The organism is Bacillus australimaris (assembly GCF_001307105.1).
GTDB lineage: Bacteria > Bacillota > Bacilli > Bacillales > Bacillaceae > Bacillus > Bacillus australimaris.
In genome coordinates this window covers 501,649-526,060 of record NZ_LGYN01000001.1, presented here as the reverse complement: position 1 = coordinate 526,060, position 24,412 = coordinate 501,649, and the positions used below count along the sequence as shown (strand labels likewise).

General features: G+C 42.4%; 24 protein-coding genes, 1 other RNA gene and 1 other annotated feature. Of the genes, 19 read left to right on the top strand and 6 right to left on the bottom strand.

The window, feature by feature from the left end; genetic code table 11:
• The first annotated feature begins 12 nt into the window (after window positions 1-12).
• From aspS to AKG37_RS02815, 3 genes are all read left to right on the top strand, one after another.
• The gene (aspS, locus tag AKG37_RS02825) at window positions 13-1,791 is read left to right on the top strand and encodes an aspartate--tRNA ligase (protein ID WP_149865062.1); all 1,779 of its coding nucleotides are present in this window, start codon (window positions 13-15) and stop codon (window positions 1,789-1,791) included.
• Window positions 1,792-1,868: 77 nt separating this feature from the next.
• Window positions 1,869-2,049, top strand: a non-coding RNA gene (ssrS, locus tag AKG37_RS02820) — 6S RNA.
• Between the two features lie 92 nt (window positions 2,050-2,141).
• Window positions 2,142-2,906 carry a tRNA threonylcarbamoyladenosine dehydratase gene (locus AKG37_RS02815; protein WP_060697472.1) on the top strand — a complete coding sequence of 255 codons (765 nt, stop codon included), beginning with the start codon at window positions 2,142-2,144 and terminating at the stop codon, window positions 2,904-2,906.
• Window positions 2,907-2,939: 33 nt separating this feature from the next.
• Here AKG37_RS02815 and AKG37_RS02810 read toward each other — a convergent pair whose 3' ends face one another.
• Window positions 2,940-4,205, bottom strand: a complete 1,266-nt coding sequence (locus tag AKG37_RS02810) for a replication-associated recombination protein A (RefSeq protein ID WP_060697471.1) — start codon at window positions 4,203-4,205, stop codon at window positions 2,940-2,942.
• Between the two features lie 209 nt (window positions 4,206-4,414).
• Here AKG37_RS02810 and cymR point away from each other — a divergent pair, with 209 nt between their 5' ends.
• The 8 genes from cymR (at window position 4,415) to AKG37_RS18410 (ending at window position 11,278) form a co-directional block, all read left to right on the top strand.
• A complete protein-coding gene (gene cymR / locus AKG37_RS02805; protein ID WP_024423125.1) occupies window positions 4,415-4,834 on the top strand; it encodes a cysteine metabolism transcriptional regulator CymR in 420 nt (139 codons plus the stop codon).
• A gap of 18 nt (window positions 4,835-4,852) precedes the next feature.
• On the top strand, window positions 4,853-5,995 hold the full coding sequence (locus tag AKG37_RS02800; RefSeq protein WP_060697470.1) for a cysteine desulfurase family protein: 1,143 nt from the start codon (window positions 4,853-4,855) through the stop codon (window positions 5,993-5,995).
• 93 nt (window positions 5,996-6,088) lie between these two features.
• Complete coding sequence (gene mnmA / locus AKG37_RS02795; protein WP_039180282.1) at window positions 6,089-7,207, top strand: tRNA 2-thiouridine(34) synthase MnmA; 1,119 nt, start codon at window positions 6,089-6,091, stop codon at window positions 7,205-7,207.
• Window positions 7,208-7,267: 60 nt separating this feature from the next.
• Window positions 7,268-7,921: a tetratricopeptide repeat protein gene (locus AKG37_RS02790; RefSeq protein ID WP_060697469.1), complete on the top strand. Its 654-nt coding sequence runs from the start codon at window positions 7,268-7,270 to the stop codon at window positions 7,919-7,921.
• A gap of 19 nt (window positions 7,922-7,940) precedes the next feature.
• Window positions 7,941-10,325 carry an SF1B family DNA helicase RecD2 gene (gene recD2 / locus AKG37_RS02785; RefSeq protein ID WP_060697468.1) on the top strand — a complete coding sequence of 795 codons (2,385 nt, stop codon included), beginning with the start codon at window positions 7,941-7,943 and terminating at the stop codon, window positions 10,323-10,325.
• A gap of 137 nt (window positions 10,326-10,462) precedes the next feature.
• Window positions 10,463-10,921: a PRC-barrel domain-containing protein gene (locus AKG37_RS02780; RefSeq protein ID WP_077233682.1), complete on the top strand. Its 459-nt coding sequence runs from the start codon at window positions 10,463-10,465 to the stop codon at window positions 10,919-10,921.
• Window positions 10,922-10,934: 13 nt separating this feature from the next.
• On the top strand, window positions 10,935-11,126 hold the full coding sequence (locus tag AKG37_RS02775) for a hypothetical protein (RefSeq protein WP_003216308.1): 192 nt from the start codon (window positions 10,935-10,937) through the stop codon (window positions 11,124-11,126).
• A 20-nt stretch (window positions 11,127-11,146) separates the two neighbouring features.
• On the top strand, window positions 11,147-11,278 hold the full coding sequence (locus AKG37_RS18410; RefSeq protein WP_003216198.1) for a YrzQ family protein: 132 nt from the start codon (window positions 11,147-11,149) through the stop codon (window positions 11,276-11,278).
• Between the two features lie 230 nt (window positions 11,279-11,508).
• Here the strand turns inward: AKG37_RS18410 and AKG37_RS02770 are convergent, their stop codons facing one another.
• From AKG37_RS02770 to AKG37_RS02755, 4 genes are all read right to left on the bottom strand, one after another.
• On the bottom strand, window positions 11,509-12,159 hold the full coding sequence (locus AKG37_RS02770) for an amino acid ABC transporter permease (protein ID WP_060697466.1): 651 nt from the start codon (window positions 12,157-12,159) through the stop codon (window positions 11,509-11,511).
• A gap of 15 nt (window positions 12,160-12,174) precedes the next feature.
• On the bottom strand, window positions 12,175-12,828 hold the full coding sequence (locus tag AKG37_RS02765; protein WP_060697465.1) for an amino acid ABC transporter permease: 654 nt from the start codon (window positions 12,826-12,828) through the stop codon (window positions 12,175-12,177).
• A gap of 79 nt (window positions 12,829-12,907) precedes the next feature.
• Window positions 12,908-13,717 carry a transporter substrate-binding domain-containing protein gene (locus AKG37_RS02760; protein ID WP_060697464.1) on the bottom strand — a complete coding sequence of 270 codons (810 nt, stop codon included), beginning with the start codon at window positions 13,715-13,717 and terminating at the stop codon, window positions 12,908-12,910.
• Window positions 13,718-13,731: 14 nt separating this feature from the next.
• Entirely contained in the window at window positions 13,732-14,460 is a 729-nt protein-coding gene (locus tag AKG37_RS02755) for an amino acid ABC transporter ATP-binding protein (RefSeq protein WP_060697463.1), read from the bottom strand.
• A gap of 230 nt (window positions 14,461-14,690) precedes the next feature.
• Between AKG37_RS02755 and AKG37_RS02750 the strand changes: the two genes are divergently transcribed.
• The 5 genes from AKG37_RS02750 to AKG37_RS02730 all read left to right on the top strand — a co-directional run bounded on the left by AKG37_RS02750 (window position 14,691) and on the right by AKG37_RS02730 (window position 19,801).
• Entirely contained in the window at window positions 14,691-15,755 is a 1,065-nt protein-coding gene (locus AKG37_RS02750) for an AI-2E family transporter (RefSeq protein WP_060697462.1), read from the top strand.
• Window positions 15,756-15,798: 43 nt separating this feature from the next.
• Window positions 15,799-16,006 (top strand) — a binding site (T-box leader).
• Window positions 16,007-16,088: 82 nt separating this feature from the next.
• The gene (gene alaS / locus AKG37_RS02745; RefSeq protein ID WP_060697461.1) at window positions 16,089-18,725 is read left to right on the top strand and encodes an alanine--tRNA ligase; all 2,637 of its coding nucleotides are present in this window, start codon (window positions 16,089-16,091) and stop codon (window positions 18,723-18,725) included.
• Between the two features lie 89 nt (window positions 18,726-18,814).
• Window positions 18,815-19,081 (top strand): IreB family regulatory phosphoprotein, encoded by a 267-nt coding sequence (locus AKG37_RS02740; protein WP_060697757.1) that lies wholly within the window; start codon window positions 18,815-18,817, stop codon window positions 19,079-19,081.
• 3 nt (window positions 19,082-19,084) lie between these two features.
• Complete coding sequence (gene ruvX / locus AKG37_RS02735; RefSeq protein WP_060697460.1) at window positions 19,085-19,501, top strand: Holliday junction resolvase RuvX; 417 nt, start codon at window positions 19,085-19,087, stop codon at window positions 19,499-19,501.
• Between the two features lie 15 nt (window positions 19,502-19,516).
• Window positions 19,517-19,801 carry a DUF1292 domain-containing protein gene (locus tag AKG37_RS02730; protein ID WP_017358102.1) on the top strand — a complete coding sequence of 95 codons (285 nt, stop codon included), beginning with the start codon at window positions 19,517-19,519 and terminating at the stop codon, window positions 19,799-19,801.
• Window positions 19,802-19,862: 61 nt separating this feature from the next.
• Here AKG37_RS02730 and AKG37_RS02725 read toward each other — a convergent pair whose 3' ends face one another.
• The gene (locus AKG37_RS02725; protein WP_237697580.1) at window positions 19,863-20,978 is read right to left on the bottom strand and encodes a hypothetical protein; all 1,116 of its coding nucleotides are present in this window, start codon (window positions 20,976-20,978) and stop codon (window positions 19,863-19,865) included.
• Window positions 20,979-21,275: 297 nt separating this feature from the next.
• Between AKG37_RS02725 and AKG37_RS02720 the strand changes: the two genes are divergently transcribed.
• From AKG37_RS02720 to AKG37_RS02710, 3 genes are read left to right on the top strand one after another with little or no spacing between them, the layout of a single operon-like run.
• A complete protein-coding gene (locus AKG37_RS02720) occupies window positions 21,276-21,842 on the top strand; it encodes a biotin transporter BioY (RefSeq protein ID WP_060697458.1) in 567 nt (188 codons plus the stop codon).
• A complete protein-coding gene (locus AKG37_RS02715; RefSeq protein WP_060697756.1) occupies window positions 21,842-23,302 on the top strand; it encodes an acyl-CoA synthetase in 1,461 nt (486 codons plus the stop codon). The genes AKG37_RS02720 and AKG37_RS02715 overlap by 1 nt, the downstream gene beginning before the upstream one ends.
• Window positions 23,290-24,378: an acetyl-CoA C-acyltransferase gene (locus tag AKG37_RS02710; RefSeq protein WP_060697457.1), complete on the top strand. Its 1,089-nt coding sequence runs from the start codon at window positions 23,290-23,292 to the stop codon at window positions 24,376-24,378. The genes AKG37_RS02715 and AKG37_RS02710 overlap by 13 nt, the downstream gene beginning before the upstream one ends.
• Window positions 24,379-24,412: the final 34 nt, after the last annotated feature.

The window sequence follows — 24,412 nt, the reverse complement described above, 5'->3', positions numbered from 1 at the left end:
AGTGGAATGTTTGTGTTTGGTAGAACTTTTTATTGTGGAGAAGTAACAGAAGACCAAATCGGTCAGACAGTTGTATTAAAAGGATGGGTTCAAAAAAGACGTGACCTTGGCGGTTTAATCTTTATTGATCTGCGCGACCGTACAGGGATTGTACAAGTTGTTTTCAATCCAGACTTATCAAAAGAGGCGCTTGAGACAGCAGAATCAATTCGAAATGAGTATGTCCTTGATATTAAAGGAACGGTTGTCGCAAGAGAAGAAGCAACGATCAACCCAAATTTAAAAACGGGCAAAATTGAAATTCAAGTCGAAACGGTCACCGTTCTAAATGAAGCAAAGACTCCTCCATTTGTGATTTCAGATCAAGCAGATGAGGTATCAGAAGATGTTCGTTTAAAATATCGTTACCTAGATCTTCGCCGCCCTGCCATGTTTGAAACGATGAAAATGAGACATAACGTCACAAAAGCATTCCGCCATTTCTTAGATGACAACGGCTTTCTCGACATTGAAACACCGATTTTAACGAAAAGTACGCCAGAGGGTGCACGTGACTATCTTGTTCCAAGCCGTGTACATGAAGGAGAATTCTATGCCCTGCCTCAGTCTCCGCAATTATTTAAACAATTGCTGATGGTATCAGGGATGGATCGTTACTATCAAATTGCCCGCTGTTTTAGAGACGAAGACTTGCGTGCTGACCGTCAGCCGGAATTTACACAAGTTGATATTGAAATGTCCTTTATGAGTCAAGAGGACATCATGACACTTGCTGAACAGATGATGGCAAAGGTGATGAAAGATGTAAAAGGTGTAGACCTAACATTGCCATTACCACGAATGACGTACGATGAAGCAATGAATTCCTACGGTTCTGATAAGCCGGATACACGTTTTGAAATGAAGCTTGTCAACATTTCAGACACGGTAAAAGACTCTGATTTCAAAGTGTTTAGTGGAGCTGTGAAGAATGGTGGAGCTGTCAAAGCCATCAATGTAAAAGGTGCTGCAGCAAACTACTCAAGAAAAGACATTGATGCACTAGGTGCATTTGCAGCGAACTATGGTGCAAAAGGTCTTGCTTGGCTAAAAGCTGAAGGAACAGAATTAAAAGGACCAATCGCTAAATTCTTTGATGAAACAAAACAAGCAGAATTAAAAGAGCAGCTTCAAGTGGAAGAAGGCGACCTTTTACTCTTTGTTGCAGATAAGACGTCTGTTGTCCATGATGCGCTTGGTGCACTTCGTCTAAAACTCGGTAAAGAGCTTGAACTGATCGATGAATCTGTCTTCAATTTCTTATGGGTTGTCGATTGGCCGCTGCTTGAAAAAGATGAAGAAGAAGGCCGCTTCTATGCTGCCCATCATCCATTCACAATGCCAGTTCGTGATGATCTAGAATTAATTGAAACAAGCCCAGAAGACATGAAGGCACAGGCATATGATCTTGTACTGAATGGCTACGAGCTTGGCGGAGGGTCTATTCGTATTTTCGAAAAGGACATTCAAGAAAAAATGTTTGGCTTACTCGGTTTTTCAAAAGAAGAGGCCTACGAACAATTCGGCTTCCTTCTGGATGCGTTTGAGCATGGGGTTCCTCCGCATGGCGGAATCGCGCTTGGGCTTGACCGTTTAGTGATGCTGCTTGCAGGACGCTCTAATCTAAGAGATACGATTGCGTTCCCTAAAACGGCAAGTGCGAGCTGCGTTCTTACAGATGCTCCTGGCCATGTGAGCGAGGCGCAGCTTGATGAGCTGAGTTTAGCAATTAAAACAAAAGTAAAACAGTAAAATAGGCGCATGTTTATAGGCATGTAACCGCTTGAAAAAGGGACATGCCTATGATATGCTTTCAACAATCAATAAATAAAGTCCTGATACGTACGGTGGTTACCTAGTTTTGACCGAACATTTTTTAATACGGGAGCTTGCCTTTCCTTTCTGCATAAATGCCTCTTTAGAGGACTTATAAAGTCAGGAAGAAAGCACCCACCTGCTTGGTGCGGGGTTCAAAACGAAGGAAAAGCTGGCGGCGTCATCGGGACTTTTTTGTGTTTTTTTCTTTTAGAGAAGGATGACGGAGAAGTCTGAATATGATATGATTCTTTCGATTCATTTTAAATAAAGGTGGAGTGAGGCACTTGTTACATCAGTTTTCAAGAAACGAGCTTGCCATTGGCAAGGAAGGCTTAAATATATTAAAAAACAGTACAGTTGCAGTGCTTGGTGTGGGCGGCGTTGGTTCATTTGCAGTAGAGGCACTCGCGCGTTCAGGTGTTGGCCGTATTGTACTTGTTGATAAAGATGATATTGATATTACAAATGTGAACCGTCAGCTGCCAGCATTGCTATCAACAGTTGGCCAGCCAAAGGTTGACTTAATGCAGGCGAGAATCGCTGATATTAATCCAGAATGTGAAGTTGTTGCGCTCAAAATGTTTTATACAGAGGAAACATACGAGCAATTTTTTGAGTATCCGCTTGATTATGTCATTGATGCATCAGATACCATTCACTATAAAATTCATTTAATGAAAGAGTGTCTTAAGCGCAATGTGAACATCATTTCAAGTATGGGTGCCGCGAACAAAACAGATCCGACACGCTTCAAAATTGATGATATCTCAAAAACACATACAGACCCTATTGCAAAAGTCGTGAGAACACGTCTGCGCAAGGAAGGCATTCGTAAGGGAATTGAAGTCATTTTCTCAGATGAAAGTCCAATTGTGATTCGTGAAGATGTCAGAAAAGAAGTTGGTAATGATGAAGCGAAGATTCGCAAAGCGCAAATGCCGCCATCATCTAATGCATTCGTTCCGTCTGTTGCCGGACTGATCATGGGTGGTCATGTCATTATGAAGCTTTTAAAAGATATTCCGATTACACGTGTAAAGGATAAATAAACAGCCCGCCTGCTAATATGCAGGGGGCTTTTTTTATTTTTGGCGTTTTAAATTCTCATAGACCTGTTTTAATGCACCTTCAAATTTCCCTGTTTGCTTCGGTTCATAGTATTGCTTGTTTTTCAGCGGGTCAGGTAAATATTGCTGCTTCACCCAGCCGTTTTCATAATCATGTGGGTACAAGTAATCGACGCCTCTTCCGAGGGCTGTGGCGCCTTTGTAGTGGGCATCCTTTAAATGGGCAGGAACTTCACCAATTTTCCCTGAACGAATGTCACCCAGCGCTGCATCAATCGCCTTATATGCCGAATTGGATTTAGGAGAAAGACACAGTTCAATCACTGCGTTAGCGAGCGGAATTCGTGCTTCTGGGAAACCGACTCTTTCTGCTGTTTGTACAGCACTTAATACGCGGGGACCTGCCTGAGGACTGGCTAAGCCAATATCCTCGTATGCCATTACGAGTAATCTTCTTGAAATGCTTTCAAGGTCTCCTGCTTCGATCAGTCTGGCAAGGTAATGCAGTGCCGCATCTGCGTCAGATCCTCTAATGGATTTTTGAAAAGCTGAGAGGACATCATAATGAGCATCACCATTCTTATCATGCGAGAAGCTCTTTTTTTGTAAACATTCTTCGGCAGCGGCAAGAGTAATTGTGATATGTCCAGTTTCATCAGCTTTTGTCGATAAGACGGCGAGTTCTAGCGCATTTAAAGCAGAACGCACATCTCCTCCGCATCCATTGGCAAAATGATGCATCGCATCATCGTCCACAGTCACCTCGTAACCGCCAAGTCCGCGATGCTCATCCTGTAATGCCCTAGATAAAGCAGCTTTGATTTGCTCTGTTTCAAGCGGTTTTAGTTCAAATATCTGTGTCCGGCTTCGGATGGCGGGATTGATCGCATGATAGGGATTAGCCGTCGTAGCGCCAATTAAAATGATCATGCCATTTTCTAAATAAGGTAGAAGAAAATCCTGCTTTCCTTTATCAAGCCGATGGACTTCGTCTAAAATAAGGATCACCTGACCGCTCATTTTCGCTTCAGCGGCGACTGCTTCCATATCCTTTTTATTATGAATGACTGCATTCAACGTACGAAAAGCAATGCTTGTACTGCCAGCAATCGCCGTTGCGATCGAAGTTTTGCCGATGCCCGGCGGTCCGTATAAAATCATCGAGGATAAATGTTTCGCCTCGACCATTCGTCTAATAATTTGACCTTCTCCAACAAGATGCTCCTGCCCAATAATGTCTTCAATATGACTTGGGCGCATCCGGTACGCTAAAGGTTTCATACTTATCTCTCCTAAAGCAATGTCTTGTTTGTATAGAGTACCGAAATTTCTTCAAATAGAAAAGGGATGAGTCCTCCTATTGGGCTTGGAACCCGTAAATGAAAGTTGGCTGAAAGTATGATATAATTGCTTTTGGTCTATATATCAGCGTATATGAAATCAGAAAATATAATTGATGACATAGAATAGAAAACGCAGAGGTGTTTAACTTGAAAATTTCAACTAAAGGCAGATATGGTCTGACGATCATGATCGAATTAGCCAAAAAACATGGCGAAGGGCCTACATCATTAAAATCGATTGCTCAAAACAATGATTTGTCTGAGCATTATTTAGAGCAGCTTGTATCACCACTCCGTAATGCCCGTCTTGTAAAAAGTATTCGCGGGGCGTATGGCGGCTATGTTCTTGCACATGAACCAAACGAGATTACAGCCGGTGATATTATTCGTGTATTAGAAGGACCAATTAGTCCTGTCGAAGTCATTGAAAACGAAGAACCAGCAAAGCGTGAACTTTGGATTCGTATTCGTGATGCAGTAAAAGACGTACTAGACAATACAACTCTTGAAGACTTGGCAAGTTATACAGATGACGGGGATCAAGACTCGTATATGTTCTATATTTAGATCAGAGGTGTACCGGAAATGGAACGAATCTATTTAGATCATGCGGCTACAACGCCGATGGATCAGCGTATTGTGGACAAGATGATGCCTTACTTTACAGAGATATTTGGCAATCCCTCTAGTATTCATTCATATGGGCGCGAGGCAAGAAAGTGGCTCGATGAAGCAAGAGAAGTCATTGCAGGAGAATTGCACTGTAAACCGCAGGAGATCATCCTCACAAGTGGAGGAACCGAGGCGGACAACTTGGCGATCACAGGTGTTGCCATGGCAAGACAGCATGAAGGTAAACATATCATCACAGTCAAAACAGAGCATCATGCGGTGCTGCATACATGTGAGCGCCTAGAGAAGCTAGGATTTGAAGTGACATATTTAGATGTAGATCAAGCGGGATTGATTCATCTTGATCAATTAAAACAAGCACTAAGAGATGATACGATTCTTGTGACCATCATGTACGGGAATAATGAAACAGGTGTGATTCAGCCAATCAAAGCGATTGGCGAACTTTTACATGATCATACTGCACATTTTCATACAGACGCAGTGCAGGCGTTCGGCACAATGCCCATTGATGTAGCAGATCTTCATATCGATCTTTTATCTGCATCTGGTCATAAGCTGAATGGTCCGATGGGAACAGGCTTTTTATATGTCAACGAAGGCGTGAAACTCTCTCCGCAAATATTCGGAGGGGAACAAGAAAGAAAGCGCCGTGCTGGCACTGAAAATGTGGCAGGGATTGTGGGGCTTGCAGAAGCTGTTCAATTAACAAAGCAAAATAGAAGAGAAAAAGCGATGCATTATGGTAAGCTCAAAGAAACCATGCTGCAAGTATTCGAAGAGGAATCACTCAATTTCTCGATCAATGGACATCCGAAAGAAACATTGCCGCACATTTTAAATGTTCATTTCCCGGGCGTCTCCATTGAATCGCTGCTTGTGAATTTAGATATGGAAGGAATTGCTGTTTCAAGCGGGTCGGCATGTACGGCTGGATCTGTCCTTCCTTCGCACGTGTTAAGCGCCATGTTTGGCGAAGAAGCAAAAGAACTGACATCCTCAGTCAGAATGAGCTTCGGTCTTGGGAACGAAGAGGATCATGTGAAGCAGGCGGCACATAAGATAGCGGCTGTTGTCAAACGCCTGGCCAAATAATGCTTCCTTTTGTTCGTGTGTGAAAAATGAAACAGCTAAGCATCTAAAGAACGAAACGCGCATGTTGTTTCATTGAAATTGGAGTTGATGAAGATGACAAAAAGACCAGAAGATACAAGAGTTGTGGTCGGTATGTCTGGAGGAGTCGATTCATCAGTTGCCGCTCTTATGCTAAAGGAGCAAGGCTATGATGTTATCGGTATATTTATGAAAAACTGGGATGACACTGATGAAAATGGTGTTTGCACAGCAACGGAGGACTATGAGGATGTTATCCGCGTATGTAACCAAATTGGAATCCCTTATTATGCAGTGAATTTCGAGAAGCAATATTGGGACAAAGTGTTTCAATATTTCCTTGATGAATATAAAGCAGGCCGAACGCCAAACCCAGATGTCATGTGTAACAAAGAAATTAAGTTCAAAGCGTTTCTAGAGCATGCATTGTCACTCGGTGCGGATTATTTGGCAACAGGCCACTATGCCCGTGTTGATCGAACTGGCGATGAAGTCAAAATGCTTCGAGGTCTTGATGCAAACAAAGACCAAACATATTTCTTAAATCAACTGACTCAGGAACAACTTGATAAAGTCATGTTCCCAATCGGTGACTTAGAGAAGAAAAGGGTTCGTGAATTGGCAAAAGAAGCAGAGCTCGCAACAGCAACGAAAAAAGATTCAACGGGTATCTGCTTTATTGGAGAAAGAAACTTTAAAACGTTCCTTAGTCAATATTTGCCTGCTCAGCCTGGTGTGATGCAGACGATGGACGGAGAAGTAAAAGGGGAGCACGATGGACTGATGTATTACACAATCGGTCAGCGCCAAGGACTTGGCATTGGCGGCAGCGGTGATCCTTGGTTTGTTGTTGGGAAAGACTTGGAGAAAAACATCTTGTTTGTTGAACAAGGCTTCCACAATCCACTTTTATACTCTGAAAGCATTTCAGCCGTCAACATTAGCTGGACTCGTCCTCATATTGTTGGTGAAAATGGTGAATTAACATGCACAGCAAAATTCAGATACCGTCAAGAAGATCACCATGTAAAGGTCAAAATGACAGGTGAGCAAGAAGCGATGGTCATCTTTGATGAACCTGTTCGTGCTGTTACCCCAGGACAAGCTGTTGTTTTTTATGATGGCGACGAATGCCTCGGCGGCGGTACAATTGATGATGTCTTTAAGGACGGTCAAAAACTGTCTTATGTGTAACATGTTTTCAAAACCTCAACGTCGCTGTTGAGGTTTTTTAATGAAAGGATGAGAGAGCGAATGAATCATAACGAAATCGGCATAGAAGCCTTAAATCAAGGGAACATCGAAAAAGCAGCAGAAGCTTTTACAAAAGCGATCGAAGAAAGCCCGAAGGACCCGGTTCCTTATATTAACTTTGCGAACTTACTTTCAAGTATCAATGAATTTGAACGTGCGTTAAACTTCTTTCAAAAAGCGATTGAACTTGATCACGCCGCAGCTGCAGCTTATTATGGAGCAGGAAATGTGTATACATTAAAAGAAGACTTTATGAAAGCAAAAGACTATTTTGAACAAGCGCTAAAAGCGGGCATGGAAAATAGTGATTTGTTTTATATGCTGGGGCAGACACTCATCAAATTAGAGCAGCCAAAGCTTGCCATGCCATATCTTCAGCGTGCCATTGAACTAAACGAAGAAGATAATGAAGCAAGATTTCAATTTGGTATGTGCTTAGCCAATGAACACATGCTGGAAGAAGCGGTCACGACTTTTACCGAAGTCGTCACGCGTGATCCGCAGCATGCAGATGCCTTTTATAATTTAGGGGTTGCGTATGCGTATTTAGAGAAAAAAGACGAAGCACTTGAAATGCTAGGAAAAGCCATTGACGTGCAGCCTGATCATATGCTGGCACTACATGCGAAGAAGCTGATTCAAGACGCAGAATAGATGGAAGGAGGGAAGACCTGTGCAGGAACATCCAGATCAAATGAAGCTTGAGGACGAACCATTTTTAAAGGGGACAATTCAAGCTGTTATTTTCCATAATGAAAGTAACTTATACTCTGTGTTAAAGGTGAAAGTCATTGAAACATCGGAAAACCTAGAGGAAAAAACAGCATCTGTCACAGGCTACTTCCCAGCACTTCATGAGGAGGAAACGTACACCTTTTATGGCAAAGTCACAAGCCATCCGAAATTTGGTGAACAGTTTCAGGCCACTCATTTTCAAAAGGAAGTACCAACAACAAAGCAGGGAATCATCCATTATCTTTCAAGTGACTTATTTGAAGGGATAGGGAAAAAGACAGCGGAAGAAATCGTGGGGCAGCTAGGCAATCAAACGCTTCATAAAATTATGCGTGATCCGGCTGTTTTGTATGACGTTCCCCGTTTATCAAAAAAGAAGGCAGATAAGCTCGCCGCAGCGCTTCAGGAGCATCAAGGGCTGGAACAAATCATGATCAGTCTCAATCAATATGGCTTTGGTCCGCAGCTCAGCATGAAGATTTACCAAGTGTACGAGAGTGAAACACTGCAGAAGATCGAGGAAAATCCGTATCAGCTCGTCAAGGATGTCGAGGGGATCGGATTTATTAAGGCGGATGAGCTTGGGGCTAGAACAGGCATCTCAGGAAATGACCCAGAGCGGATTCGCGCAGCCTTGCTATATACGGTTGAGACAGCCAGTCTGCAGGACGGTCATACGTACATACAAACGAAAGATTTGATCGTTGAAACCCGCAAGCTGCTTAATCAAACAGGCAATGATTACAAAGTGACGGAAATGGATGTTGCCAATCAGATCATTGCACTTGGCGAAGGGAAAGAGATGATTATTGAAGATGACCGATGCTATCATCCGTCCTTGTTTTATGCAGAGCAAAGTGTCGCTAAACGCATTCAAAAAATTGTCTCCCAAACGGAATATGCAGATCAATTCCCTGAATCAGAATTCCTGCTTGCACTTGGTGAGCTCGAGGAACGATTAGGTGTTCAGTATGCACCTACACAAAAGGAAGCCATTCAAAAGGCACTCATGTCCCCGATGCTGCTTTTAACAGGCGGACCTGGTACAGGGAAAACGACGGTCATTAAAGGGATTGTTGAGCTTTACAGCGATCTTCACGGTGTGTCTCTTGATCCGGGTGATTATAAAAAAGATGAATCCTTTCCATTTGTGCTTGCAGCGCCAACTGGACGGGCGGCTAAACGCATGACAGAATCAACAGGGCTTCCAGCTGTCACCATTCACCGGCTATTAGGCTGGAACGGATCAGAGGGCTTCTCGCATGATGAGGAACAGCCGATTGAAGGAAAGCTTGTCATCATTGATGAATCAAGTATGCTGGATATTTGGCTGGCAAATCATTTGTTTAAAGCGATTCCTGATCATATCCAAGTCATTATGGTAGGGGATGAACATCAACTTCCATCTGTCGGACCAGGTCAGGTTTTAAGGGATTTGCTTGCCTCAAAAGCCGTGCCAGCTGTTACCCTGACAGATATATACCGGCAGGCAGACGGTTCAACCATTGTTGAACTAGCACATGATATGAAAAAAGGCGTGCTGCCAAAAGATATTACCGCACGTTCAAAGGATCGGTCCTTCATTAAGTGTTCAGCTGATCAAATGAAAGAGGTCATTGAGAAAGTCGTCAGCAACGCTGCTCAAAAAGGCTTTTCTGCAAAAGACATTCAAGTGCTCGCACCTATGTATAAAGGAAAAGCGGGCATCAATGAGCTTAACAAAATGCTGCAGCAAATTTTGAATCCTAAAAAGCCAAAGGGCAGAGAAATCCCGTTTGGTGATGTCGTGTACCGGACAGGTGATAAGGTGCTTCAGCTTGTGAATCAGCCGGAGAACAACATTTTTAACGGGGATATCGGCGAAATTGTCTCGATCTTTTATGCGAAAGAAAATACAGAAAAAGAAGACATGGCCGTGATCTCCTTTGATGGAAATGAAATCACCTTTACAAAAAAGGATTTTCATCAATTTACACATGCCTATTGCTGCTCTATTCACAAATCACAGGGCAGTGAATTCCCTATTGTTGTGCTGCCAGTCGTGAGAAGCTATTACCGAATGCTTCGGAGAAATCTGCTGTACACAGCCATTACGCGAAGCAAAAAGTTTTTAATTTTGTGCGGCGAGGAATCAGCGCTGGAGTGGGGCGTGAAAAATAATGAGGATTCCCTTAGACAAACGTCCTTAACGATGCGGCTCGTGCAAACTGAAGAGATGATGGATGCAGAGCTCGAAGCGCTTCAAAAAGAGCTTCCGTTTAGCGTACATGACGCAAATATTGGCATGGAGGGAATCACTCCGTTTGATTTTATGCATGAGTAGAAGGCTTCCAAATGGAAGCCTTTTAACATGTGTGAAAGAAATTCCTCGCATTCCGTTCATGGAAGCCATTTCTTCGTATGAGTCTTGAAGCAAACGCACACGATAAGACTGTTCCGCAAAAGGTGGTTGAGCACATTTTGAGAACATGTCGAGAGCTTGAAGGAATGTCAATCTATACAGGTGAGCAGTCTCATTCACTTGGTTCCATAAAAGATATTTGCTTATTAGCCGGAGGCAGCTGCGGAGGATATGTGTTAGAGGGAAAAAAGAAAGACTGTGCACTTATTCCATTCTCTGCTGGTGATCAGCTGACAGACAAAGGTTTATATGTGAGCTGCCAGGAGGGGATAGGCATGAATTCCTCTGCTCCATCCTTGTTATTTTCGAAATTAAAAAAGAAAATGATGCAGTCGCCTGATGGTGAAAATTTAGGCATTTTGGAAGATGTATACTTTTGCACAAATTCGGGCAAAATCGTAGCATATGAACTCTCGGACGGCTTCTTTACAGAGCTATCAGGGATTCGGAAACAGCTGCAGGCTGCCGGAACCTTGATGAATGTTCAAAAGGAAGCACTTGTTCTAAACCGAACGTAAAGAGGTGCTGAATATGCTCATTTGCCCAAATTGCAAATGTAAAGACATCGGAAAAATTGGGGTCAATCAATATTATTGCTGGGGCTGTTTTATTGAATTGACACTGTCTAAAGGCAAAATATCGACACATCAAGTGGAGGAAGACGGGACACTAAGCAGTTTAGATGATCTGTTTAGTGACGATGAACGCTCAATTCAACTATAAGTGTTAAGGGGGAATTTCGAATGGGCAAAATGACTTCTTCACTATTAACGCTTGGTGCAGGTGCACTTGCGTATCACTTTGCAAGTCGATATGATATGCCATCAAAGCGGGATATGAAAAAGCTAAGAAAACGTGTTATGAGAATGATGTAAACAAAAGGGACATCCGTCAAGCGGATGTCCAGCGTGTAGACAAGCCCTCGCATTCGGTGTCAGGCCTGCGCGCCGGTACTCACGAATGTTAAATTCGCTCCGTTCCGGTGCTCGTCCTTCCTAGACTGCAAAGGTTTTCTATCACGCTGAAAAGAAGACAAAGGGCTAAAATCAAGATCATTTTAGCCCTTTGTCAACAATCTGAGACATCCGTCAAACGGATGTCTTTTTTATGCCTGCCGGTATTCTAATCGGCGTGCAAGCAAAGATAAGCTGAAATTGACGACAAAATACATCATGGCGGCCAAAAGGAAAATAGGAAGTAAATAAGATTGGCTCTGACCGTTTAATATTTGTGCGTGATGCAATAACTCTGGAAGTGCAATCACAACCGCAAGCGATGTATCTTTTAAAAGGGAAATAAATTGACTCACAATTGGCGGCACCATTCGGCGCAGCGCCTGAGGCATAATGATCATTTTTAATGTTTGAATATAGGTTAAACCAGAAGATCTGGCTGCTTCAACCTGACCCTTATCAATTGATTTAAGACCGCTTCGAATGATTTCTGACAGCATCGCAGATTCAAACACGGTTAAAGCTGCAATGGCAGAAGCTGTAATGCTCAGCTTGATACCGATTTCAGGCAATGCAAAATACGTGAAAAAGATGATCAGCAAAAGCGGCAGGTTCCGAATGGTTTCTACGGCAACCGCAAGCACTTTTGATAAAATCGGAATTTGAGCGAACCGCAACGTGCCAACGACTAATCCAATGATAAAGCTCAAAATGATGGAGATAAAAGCCACTTTTAAGGTGACAGCAAATCCTTCAAGTAAAAAGGCGAGATGATCAGGCTGGTAGGCACCTATAAAATCCATAATGTTTCCTCCTTTCTAGTGGCTTCTTGCTAATTTTCTTTCTAAATAACCAACACCTAGACTGAGTGGGATTGTTAACAGCAGATAGAACATGGCAACAAAGATGTAGACATCGAACGTCACAAATGTTCTAGACGCGATGAGATCCCCTTGATACATGAGATCAAATCCGGCAATGACTCCTAAAATAGAGGAGTTTTTGACAAGGTTAATAAATTGATTCCCAAGAGGGGGGATGACAATTTTAATCGCCTGCGGCAAAATGATATACCGCATTGTCCCGCAATATGACAGACCAGAAGCGCGTGCTGCTTCCATTTGGCCAAGCGGTACAGCTTGTATCCCTGCACGAATGGCTTCGGCAATAAAGGCAGACGTATAAATGGCAAGGGCGATCGTTCCAGCGGTAAAGCCATCTGCGACAATGCCTAGCACCGGTAAACCAAAGAAGAAAACAAATGTGATCAATAATAACGGAATATTCCGAATAAATTCCACGTAAGCCGTTCCTAACCAGTTGAGCGGCCTGAGCGGCGCAATTCTCATAATGGCAATGAGTGTACCGATCAAAAAGCTTCCAATCAAAGCAATGACACTTGCACCAATGGTATATTTAAAGCCTTCTAAATAAAGATTGAAGTTTTCAGTGAGAATGGAAAACCGCAGCAATCAGTTCACTTCCTTCCTGATCAACAGGGGAGCCAATGAGCGGCTCACCTGAGGGCATTGATTTGTACGAGTCAAACCGTTATTCTTTGATCCATTTTTGATGTATTTTGTCGTACTCTCCATTTTCCTTTAATGTTTTTAATGCTTTATTGATCGCATCCGTTAATTCTTGGTCGCCTTTTTTCACAGCAATGCCATAAGGCTCATCCGTAAAAGTGCCGCCGACCACTTCGTAATTTGAATCCTCGTCTGCCATACCAAATAAGATCGCATTATCTGTAGTCAGCACTTGCCCTTGGTTTGATTTTAAGGCTGTAAAAGCTTCCTGATAGTTCTCGAATTCTAATACGGATGCTTCAGGTGCTTTCTTGCGAATATTTTGAGAAGAAGTAGATCCTTTCACGGCAAGCACCTTCGTCCCTTTTTTAAGATCATCAATGGATTGAATATCGCTTCCTTTTTTCACAAGCAGTGATTGTCCTGCTTCAAAATAAACATCTGAGAAATTGACTTCTTTTTTACGCTCTTCTGTAATCGTCATGGTCGCAACAATCGCATGGATATCACCCTTTTGAAGCAAAGGGATTCTTGTTTTAGATGTGACTTCTTTGAATTCTGCTTTTCCATCATCGCCGAGTATTTCCTTTGTGATGGCTTTTGCGATATCAATATCAAATCCTTCAATATCGCCGCTGCTAGGGTTTTTTAGACCGAATAGACGGGTGTCATTTTTTACTCCGAAAATCATCTTTTTGTCTTTTTTAATGGTTTCTAATGAGCTTCCTTGTTTCGCATCAGTTGAGCCTTTTTCAGCAGAACCACAAGCAGCTAAAGCGGCAATACAACAAGTCATAAAGAGCAGTAGACCAAAGCGTTTCATTTTTTTCATCAAAACATTCCCCCTTAATGATTTAAAATACGGCTTAAAAATAATTGAGCACGTTTCTCTTGCGGTTTTTCATAAAAGGCAGCCGGTGTTGATTCTTCAAGAATTCTGCCTTCATCAATAAAAACAATACGGTCGGCCACTTCTCGGGCAAAGCCCATCTCATGTGTGACGACAACCATCGTCATCCCTTCGCGGGCTAGCTGCTTCATCACATCTAGTACCTCGCCGATCATTTCTGGGTCAAGTGCGGATGTCGGTTCGTCGAAAAGCATCACCTCTGGCTTCATCGCAAGCCCTCTTGCAATGGCAACCCGCTGCTGCTGTCCGCCCGAAAGTCTTGAAGGGTAGGCGTTAGCCTTATCAGGAATGCCGACTTTATTTAAATAAAATTCGGCTGTTTCCTTCGCTTCTTCTTTGCTTACTTTTTTGACCTTCATCGGTGCAAGCATAATGTTTTCAAGCACCGTCTTATGCGGATAGAGGTGAAAATGCTGAAACACCATACCGATATTTTGCCTGACAAGATTGATGTTGGTCTTCGGATGCTGTACAGACACTTGATTGACGAGGACTTTTCCCTCATCAATGCTTTCAAGACGATTAATACATCTGAGCATCGTGCTTTTACCAGATCCTGAAGGACCGATGATCACAACAACCTCACCTTTTTGAATATGTAGGTTAATGTCCTTAAGTACATGGAACTGGCCATAATGCTTGTTGACTTCTTCGAATGTGATCATGAAGAACCTCCTCTTGTGTTTCATTGGCTAAAGCTAAAGTGGATTCTAGCATACCTTGTGTAAAAAGAAGTAAATAATGGAATATTTTCTGACGAGATTTTACAGCAAACAGTGACTTTGGATGGAGCTGTATGTTTCATGTGTATTCATTTTTAACAAAGTTAGGACAAATTTTATTTACGTGGATAATTGCGGAAGATGGTTAAACAATAAGAAAAGAGGTGAAAAAGGTGAAGAAACGTCCGATCCAATTTCTGATATATGCTGCAGGGGTCCTGCTCGTCCTTGCATCCCTACTCATTTTATTGCAGCTCGACGAGTTATGGATGCCGATTTTTTTATTGCTGAAGGCGGTTCTGATTCCGCTTCTCATCGCCATTTTTATTTCTTATCTGCTTTATCCAATTGTGGAAAGACTCCATGCGCGAGGTTTGCCGAGAACAGTCGGCCTTTTATTCATATATGTGCTGTTTTTTGGCGGGATTGGTTTTGCAGTGTATCGAGGGGCGCCTGTTATGATCGCGCAGTTAAATGAGCTGTCAGAACAAATTCCTGTGCTTGCTGAAACGTACAATGGCGCTTTATCACATATTCATCGTCATACAAGCCATTGGCCTGACGGGCTTCATGACCGGCTTGACCGCTTGATTGTTCAATCGGAGACATATGCAGCGAGCGGCGCAGAACGGATGATCTTAAGCTGTAAAGTTTTACTTGATTATGCATTAGTCGCAGCACTCATACCTTTTCTTGTTTTTTATATGGTGAAAGATATGAATACGATGAAGCGTGCTGCATGGTATTTAACACCACCATCCTTCAGAAAGAGGGGACATGCTTTTGTAAAAGCCGTGGATGAATCGCTTGGTGATTATATTAGAGGACAGCTGCTTGTCTGTTCTTTAATCGGTGGTGCAGCAGCCATTGTGCTCTGGCTGTTTCATATTCCGTATCCGCTTGTCCTTGGCATGCTGATAGGGGCAACGAACGTGATTCCGTATTTTGGACCGATTATTGGCGCGATTCCTGCTGTCTTTATTGCGTTTACTATCTCAGTGAAATCGGTCATCATTGTGCTGATTACAGTAGCCGTGCTGCAATTTTTAGAGAGCAATGTCCTCAGCCCGATCATTGTAGGGAGAAGTCTTCATATGCATCCTGTCGTCATTATGCTTGTTTTGCTTGCAGGAGGAGAGCTGTTTGGCTTAATCGGGATGATTTTAGCCGTACCAGCAGCTGCGATTATCAGGGTGATCATTGTGCAATATATCCTGATGAGACGAAGCGTTCATTGACAAGACGAGCCGAGTTGTCTATAATAATTTCGATTCATACATATTGAATTCAATGACGGACCCGAGTACGTTAAAAAGCTGATGCAGAGAGAGGCTTTATTTGCTGAGAAAAGCCTTATCAGACCTTTAACGGAAGCTAGTCCCGAGTGCAGATAAACACTGCCGCTCTCTTCCGGCGTTATCGGATGTGAAGGTGATAGACGAATAGGTCTATAATCAGGGTGGTACCGCGAGAACATCTCGTCCCTGTGTAAGTCGTTTTGTGCTTGCATAGGGCGGGATGTTTTTGTGTTTGTGTGAAGATTGATGAATGATAAGGGAGGATTTTTTTGAATGAAAACTTTAACTTCAGCTCAAGTACGTCAAATGTTTTTAGACTTTTTTAAAGAAAAAGGACATGCTGTAGAACCGAGTGCGTCACTCGTACCGCATGACGATCCGACACTTTTGTGGATCAACAGTGGTGTGGCAACATTAAAGAAATACTTTGATGGCCGCGTCGTACCTGACAATCCGCGTATTTGTAACGCGCAAAAATCAATTCGTACAAATGATATTGAAAATGTAGGGAAGACAGCACGTCATCATACGTTCTTTGAAATGCTTGGCAACTTCTCTATTGGTGACTATTTTAAAGAAGAAGCCATTGAATGGGCGTGGGAATTCCTCACAAGTGACGAGTGGATTGGCTTTGATCCTAATTTGTTATCTGTGACAGTTCACCCAGAAGACGAAGAAGCGTATATTCTTTGGAGAGATAAAATTGGTGTCCCTGAAGAACGTATTATTCGTCTGGAAGGAAACTTCTGGGACATCGGAGAGGGTCCAAGTGGACCGAATACGGAAATTTTTTATGATCGCGGCGAATCTTACGGTGACGACATAAACGATCCAGAATTATATCCAGGCGGGGAAAATGAGCGTTATTTAGAAGTGTGGAACCTTGTGTTCTCTGAATTCAACCATAATCCAGATGGTACATATACACCACTGCCGAAGAAAAACATTGATACAGGGATGGGTCTTGAACGAATGGTATCTGTCATTCAAAACGTGCCGACGAACTTCGATACAGACCTATTCATGCCAATTATTCGCGCAGTCGAAACCATCTCTGGAGAAAGCTACGGTTTGGCGAAGGAAAAGGATACAGCGTTTAAAGTCATTGCTGATCACATTCGGACTGTTGCCTTTGCTGTAAGTGACGGAGCGCTTCCTTCCAATGAAGGCCGCGGATATGTTTTAAGACGTTTGCTGCGCCGCGCTGTGCGTTATGCAAAAACGATCCATATCCACCGTCCATTTATGTATGATTTAGTCCCAGTTGTGGCTGAGATCATGAAGGATTTCTATCCAGATGTTCAAGCAAAAGAAGAATTTATTGCTAAAGTCATCAAAAATGAAGAAGAACGTTTCCATGAAACACTGAACGAAGGGTTAGCCATTTTGTCAGAAGTGATCAAAAAAGAAAGAGACAAAGGCAGCTCACAAATTTCAGGTGAAGATGTATTTAAACTGTATGACACGTATGGATTCCCTGTCGAGCTGACAGAAGAATACGCAGAAGATGAGAACATGACAGTTGATCGAGAAGGCTTCCAAGCGGAGATGGAGAAGCAGCGTGAACGTGCAAGAAATGCAAGACAAGATGTCGGCAGTATGCAGGTTCAAGGCGGTGCTCTAGGGGATATTAAAGTAGAAAGTACTTTCGTTGGCTACGAAAATCTAACAGCAGATGCCCGTATTATTGAATTGCTTCAAAATGGTGAAATTGTCTCGGAAGCACACGAAGGCGACACGGTGCAAATCTTGTTAGATGAAACACCTTTCTATGCGGAAAGCGGCGGACAAGTGGCTGATAAAGGGACATTAAAAAGCGCAGAAGTCATCATTGATATCAAAGATGTGAAAAAAGCGCCAAACGGTCAGCATGTCCATGAAGGAGTCGTCGTAAGCGGTACGGCCAAAAAAGGTCTTGAAGTCACAGCAGAAGTGGAATCAGCTCTACGAAAAGGCATTGTGAAAAACCATACAGCGACACATCTCTTACATCAGGCACTAAAAGATGTATTGGGCAGCCACGTGAATCAAGCAGGTTCACTTGTGAATGAAAACAGACTTCGTTTTGATTTCTCTCACTTTGGACAAGTAACGAAAGAAGAATTGTCTCAAATTGAAAAAATTTTGAACGAAAAGATTTGGGAAGGCATTTCGGTTGCGATTGACCTGAAGCCAATTGCTGAAGCGAAAGAAATGGGTGCAATGGCGCTGTTTGGCGAGAAGTACGGTGATATTGTCCGCGTCGTTCAAGTCGGCGATTACAGCATTGAGCTATGCGGCGGCTGTCACGTGCAAAACACTGCGGAAATCGGTTTGTTTAAAATTGCGTCTGAATCGGGTATTGGTGCTGGAACACGCCGAATTGAGGCAGTAACTGGTCAAGGTGCCTACGAAGAATTAAATGACCAGCTGGCGATTTTAGAGCAGGCAGCAAGTGAGCTGAAGTCAAATACGAAGGATGTACCAAAACGTATTGCTTCATTACAGGCAGAGTTAAAAGAGGTTCAAAGAGAAAACGAATCTCTCCTTGCGAAATTAAGCCAGGCAGAAGCAGGCTCTATTTTAGAAAAAGTAATAGAAGTTGGCGGAGTGAACGTCTTAACACAAAAAGTAAACGCCAAGGACATGAACCATTTAAGAACAATGGTCGATGACTTGAAAGCTAAATTAGGATCAGCTGTTATCGTGCTTGGAGCCGTTCAAAACGGAAAAGTAAACATTTCAGCAGGAGTGACAAAAGACGTGATCGAAAAAGGTCTACACGCAGGGAAGCTTGTGAAGCAGGCAGCTGAAATCTGTGGCGGAGGCGGTGGCGGACGTCCAGATATGGCACAAGCAGGCGGAAAACAACCAGAAAAACTTGAAGAAGCACTGGCATCTGTCGAAGAATCTGTCAAATCCGTTTTATAATCAGGCGATGTAGTGTAGAATAATGGTATTAGATGAGCGGTTAGAACAAAGCTTGCTAGTAGAATGTTGGAAGAGAGGTGCAAGAAGCAGTGAGTTCATTTGATAAGACAATGAAGTTTAACTTCTCTGATGATTCAGCTGAAACCAATGTGAATGAAGTGCTCATTACAGTTCATGACGCACTCCAAGAAAAAGGATACAACCCGATCAATCAAATTGTCGGATACTTGCTGTCAGGCGACCCTGCTTATATTCCAAGACATCGGGATGCACGCAACCTAATTCGTAAACTAGAACGAGACGAATTAATTGAGGAATTGGTTAAATCGTACTTAGAGACACATAAAGAGGCGTAAAACATGAGAATTTTAGGCTTAGATTTGGGCACGAAAACCCTTGGTGTTGCGATCAGTGATGAAATGGGATGGACAGCACAAGGGATTGAAACCATTAAAATTGATGAAGCAGGCGGAGACTTCGGTCTCAGCCGCCTGTCTGAGATTGTTGCAGAATACGGAGCAGATAAAATTGTACTTGGCTTTCCAAAGAATATGAATGGTACGGTCGGTCCTAGAGGCGAAGCCAGCCAATCATTTGCGAAAGTGTTAGAAAACACGTACAATGTTCCTGTTGTGCTTTGGGACGAGCGTCTGTCGACTATGGCAGCGGAAAAAATGCTCATCTCTGCTGATGTGAGCAGACAAAAGCGTAAAAAAGTCATTGATAAAATGGCGGCTGTCATGATTCTTCAAGGATTTTTAGACAGCTTAAATTAAAATGAGGTGAATCAAATGGAACACGGAGAAAAACAAATTACAATCGTTGATGATAATGGAAATGAACAGCTTTGCGAAGTACTATTTACTTTTGAAAGCGACCATTTTAACAAATCATATGTTCTTTACTACCCAATTTCTGAACAAGATAACGAAGAAATTGAAATTCATGCATCAAGCTTCACACCAAACGAAGACGGTGAAGATGGCGAACTAGAGCCGATTGAAACAGATGAAGAGTGGGACATGATTGAAGAAACGTTAAACACGTTCTTAGATCAAGAAGACGAAGAAGAATAGAACGAATAAAAGGCCTGTGAAACAGATGAGAGTATCTGCATGATCACAGGTCTTTTTTTATTTATGGAAGCTTTGAAGTAATGGTCAGCTTTTGATTATTTCGTTGCGCATTTTGAAAGTTAAGGAGATACAGACCATGATGAAATGTTAAATAAAAATAACTTTCTTTATTTAGAGAACCAACTTTTTTGATTGAACCGTTCATCTCTTTAAGTATAGTGTAACCACTCTTTTTAGGTTCTGTTTCGACAAAAAATCGATTATGATCATCAATCACGATCGATCCGACATCCGAGTTAGTGTTCTTAATTACTTTAGATTGTTTGGCGTTTATGTCATAAAAGATCAATTGGCTTTTATTGATTGTTCCTTCAGAGTCAGTAAAAGACTTTTCGTACACAAATTGATGGTCGTTAATGAGCTGACCATTACTGATCAAGTGTTGATTTAATGGAATTTTTTTGAGAGACTCAGTAGTAAGATTGTAAATGTATGCTTGCTGCTTTCCATAGTCTTTATTAAAAAAGAGAACGTTATCATGGTGAACAGAGAGATGAGCGTTCTTCATTGAGTCTAGTTTAAACAGTTTTTTCGTCTGCTTTTTTTTGAGATCTTTCATATAAATATGAGTTTCATCTTTTTCTTCATCATGTGATACCCATACTGCTCGATGATCAGTTAATTCAAGTGTGTCACTTAATGTCTCCGAAGTGTTATTCTTTTTGATCGACTCTATTTCTTGTGTGCGGATGTTCATCGCGTAGTAATTCATTTGACCGCCTTCTTCATCGCTGTCAATCCAAACGACCCAGTCTTTATTAGCTTTTAAGGCTTGGATCGAAGAACGCTTGAAAGTTGTTGTAAATAGTATTTTGCTTTTCTGTGTCTTTCTATTAAATTCAATTACTTTATTTGCCATATTTGAAGGGCTATGATCATCTACACTTAAGAACAAACGATCTCCAACGGCTGAAACAGAGTTTGTCACAATATAATTGAGCGTAGTTGTATGACCTAATTCGTTGTCTTCAATTTTAAAATTTATTTTATGATCTTCTGAAGCTGTCTTTTTTTGACTACATCCGTCTAGATATAAAATAGTTACTGTACCAAGTAGTATCATAAATATGTAAGAGAGTTTACGCAAAATAGTTCCTCCATGTGTACTTTCATTCATTTGGTATATCCTAATCAGATAAATGTATTTATAGAAATATATCCTTGATTAGTAAATAATAGCATGTATCTATTCGTGGAATAAATAGATACACGGTTAATTAAGTTTAATTTAAAGATCTGCCGTTAGTTAACATTAAAAATAAATGATCTTCATCTTCAGGCCTAGAGGAACACAAATTGTTAGTGAGGTCTTTTTTTACTGCATTTATGTCAACTTGATTTTAATTTTAGTTGACATAAATAACTCTACCTTTTACTCTATTTTTAGAAATGAATTGAGTGAGGGGTATGAGGATTGAAAATTCAAGATATGATGCAAATGGCGTTAATGACAGCAGTTATCGGTATGTTAGGATTGATCCCGCCGATTTTACTTCCATTTACACCTGTACCGATTACATTGCAAACCGCAGGTCTTTTGCTTGCCGGAGGGCTGTTAAAGCCAAAACAAGCATTGATCAGTTTACTGCTTTTTCTCTTGGTTGTGGCAGCAGGTGCACCCCTTTTATCTGGGGGAAGAGGCGGAATTGGGGTCTTTTTTGGGCCAAGCGGTGGTTTTTTACTTGCTTATCCTGTGGCCGCCTTCATGATCAGCCTGTGGCTGAACCGGCTGAAAAAAGTGACTGCTCTGCGTCTTTTTATGATCTATGCGGTATGCAGCATCGGGATTTTGTATATAAGCGGCATTCCTTTTCAAGCGATGATAATGAATATAAAGGTCTCGCAGGCTGCTTTTTTTAGTTTGATTTATCTTCCAGGTGATCTCATCAAAGCGGGAATGTGTGCTGTCTTAACGGTGAAAATCATTCAGGCCATGTCCTATCGAAAAAAGGACTTGTATAAAGGGAGGCGTGCGGTTTGATCAGAATAACGGAAAGCTATGCAGTACATGCAAAAATGAAACGAAATCAAATGGCGATCATAGATGAGCAAGAAAGCATCACTTATCAAGATTGGTATGAGCGTGTGCAGAGAGCGGCACAGTGGTTACAAGAAACGGATCATCAGCAAAAAAGAATCGCTTTTTTATTATCAAATGGCGCTTCTTTCTTGCAAATATTTGCTGGCGCTGCTTGTTCAGGATGGACAGCCGTTCCGCTTGATCCGAGGTGGAGTCACAAGGAATGCGTGAAAAAGCTCATGTTAAGTGAGGCAGATCTCGTCATTATAGAGGATCGATTTATGAAAAGATTTGAACAACATAGTGTGAACATACCGGTTCTTTCTTTATCTGAATGGAAGGAAAGATTGAGCCTACTCACACACAGCCCATGTAACAAATGCGATACCGAGAGTGACCCTGTTTTTTATATGGGATTTACGTCAGGATCAACGGGCTCACCAAAAGCCTTTATCAGACGTCAGCAGTCATGGATCGAAAGCTTTCGAATGACAGCCGATGCATTCGGGATCAATCATCAAGATCATGTTCTCATCTTAGGCACACTTTTATCCTCTCACTTCTTATACGGTGCCATCAGTACATTATACTTTGGCGGGACGGTGACGCTTTTAGAAAAATTTACGCCCGTAAAAGCAAAGAAAGCCTTAGAGACAAGTGATATCACAGTTGTGTTTACTGTCCCCACAATGACAGAATCGTTACTGCAAATCGATGCTTTTAAAGGAGACAGTCCGCTTCTTGTCATGTCATCGGGAGCAGATTGGAGTATCTCTTCAAAAGAACAACTCGTCACCAACTTTCCGCAAGTCACTTTTTTTGATTTTTACGGCACATCAGAGTTAAGCTTTGTCTCCTATTTGTCTTCACATGATTTTCGGCAAAAACCTTCTTCTGTTGGACGGCCCTTCTCCTCTATTCAAGTTGAAGTGAGGCGGACCGATCAATCTGTTTGTCAGCCAAATGAAACAGGGAGAATTTATGTGAAGAGCCCGATGTCTTTTTCAGGCTACTTACATGAAGAGAAGCCGCCGCAGGAGTGGCTGACAGTTTACGATATGGGATGGCTGGATGAAGACGGCTATCTTTATATGAGCGGCCGTGAGAATGGTATGATCGTCTATGGAGGGCTGAATATTTTCCCAGAGGAAATTGAGCGCGTACTAAATGAACAGCCAGAGGTGAAGCGGTCGATTGTGGTCGGCCTTCCTGATCCATATTGGGGTGAAATCCCTGTTGCCATTATCGAGCGAGTGCAGCAACTAAAGGCTGTTCGGCAAACCGTAAAAGAAAAGCTGGCGGCCTACAAGGTACCGAAAAAATGGCTGGTCATTGATCATATGATTGAAACATCCGGTGGAAAAATAGCCCGTGCTAGTATGAAAAAGTGGGCGGAGGAACAATTGTCGTGCAAGCAGTGATTGTTCAAGCAAAACGGACACCCTTCGGTGATAAAAATGGGATGCTGAAGGATTATCGCCCAGAGCAATTAGCCACACCTCTTATTCGACATTTGTCTCAAATGATGACGCCGGATGACGTCATATTAGGCAATGTTGTAGGAGGTGGTGGAAATATGGCCCGTCTGTCCGCATTAGAAGCAGGGCTTTCCTTACACGTTCCCGGTATGACGATTGATCGGCAGTGTGCCTCTGGTCTTGAAGCCATCAGAACAGCATGCGTCATGATTCAATCTGGGGAGGGATCGATGTATATCGCTGGCGGAACTGAGAGCATATCCAGATCACCAATGAAAGAGAAAGCTCGTTTTTCACCTGAGTGGATAGGAGATCCGCATATGGGAGAGGCAGCAGAGCTGACGGCATCGAGGTTTTGTGTTACGAGAAAAGAACAAGATGACTATGCACTTTTAAGCTGGGAAAGAAGTATAGACGCTATGAAACATGGTACATACTCAGAAGAAATCGTTTCGATTGGTGGGCTGAGCATAGATGAAGCGGCCGCCAAAATAAGGCCGATGGCGAGGCTGATCGAGCGGGCAAAGCCTGTATTTTTACCGGGAAAAGGAACTGTGACTGCCGCTAATAGCTGCAAGGAAGCAGATGGAGCAGCTGCCGTCGCAGTGATGGAAAGATCGTTAGCAGAAGTGAATGGATGTCAGACTATGCTGAGGTATGTCGGAAGTGCTGTGACCGCAATGCATCCTCATTTTCCAGCTGCTTCGCCGATTGATGCCATCAAGAAACTTTTACATAATGAGAAGATAGAGGTAGAAGATGTGGCGCTATTTGAAATCAATGAAGCGTTTGCGCTGAAAGTAGCGCTGATTGCCCGTACGCTGGGTATACCATATGATCGGATCAATAGAAGAGGAGGTGCTCTTTGCCTTGGGCATCCTTACAGCGCATCAGGAGCTGCTATGATGGTGAGGCTATTTTATGAAGCGCACGCTTTACCAAATGGAAGCTATGTGATGGCGGCCATTGGAAGCGGTGGCGGTGTTGGTTTAGCCGTTTTGTATCAAGTTCTGTCATGACATGCATAAGCAAGGAATTGCCGAACTCCGTCGA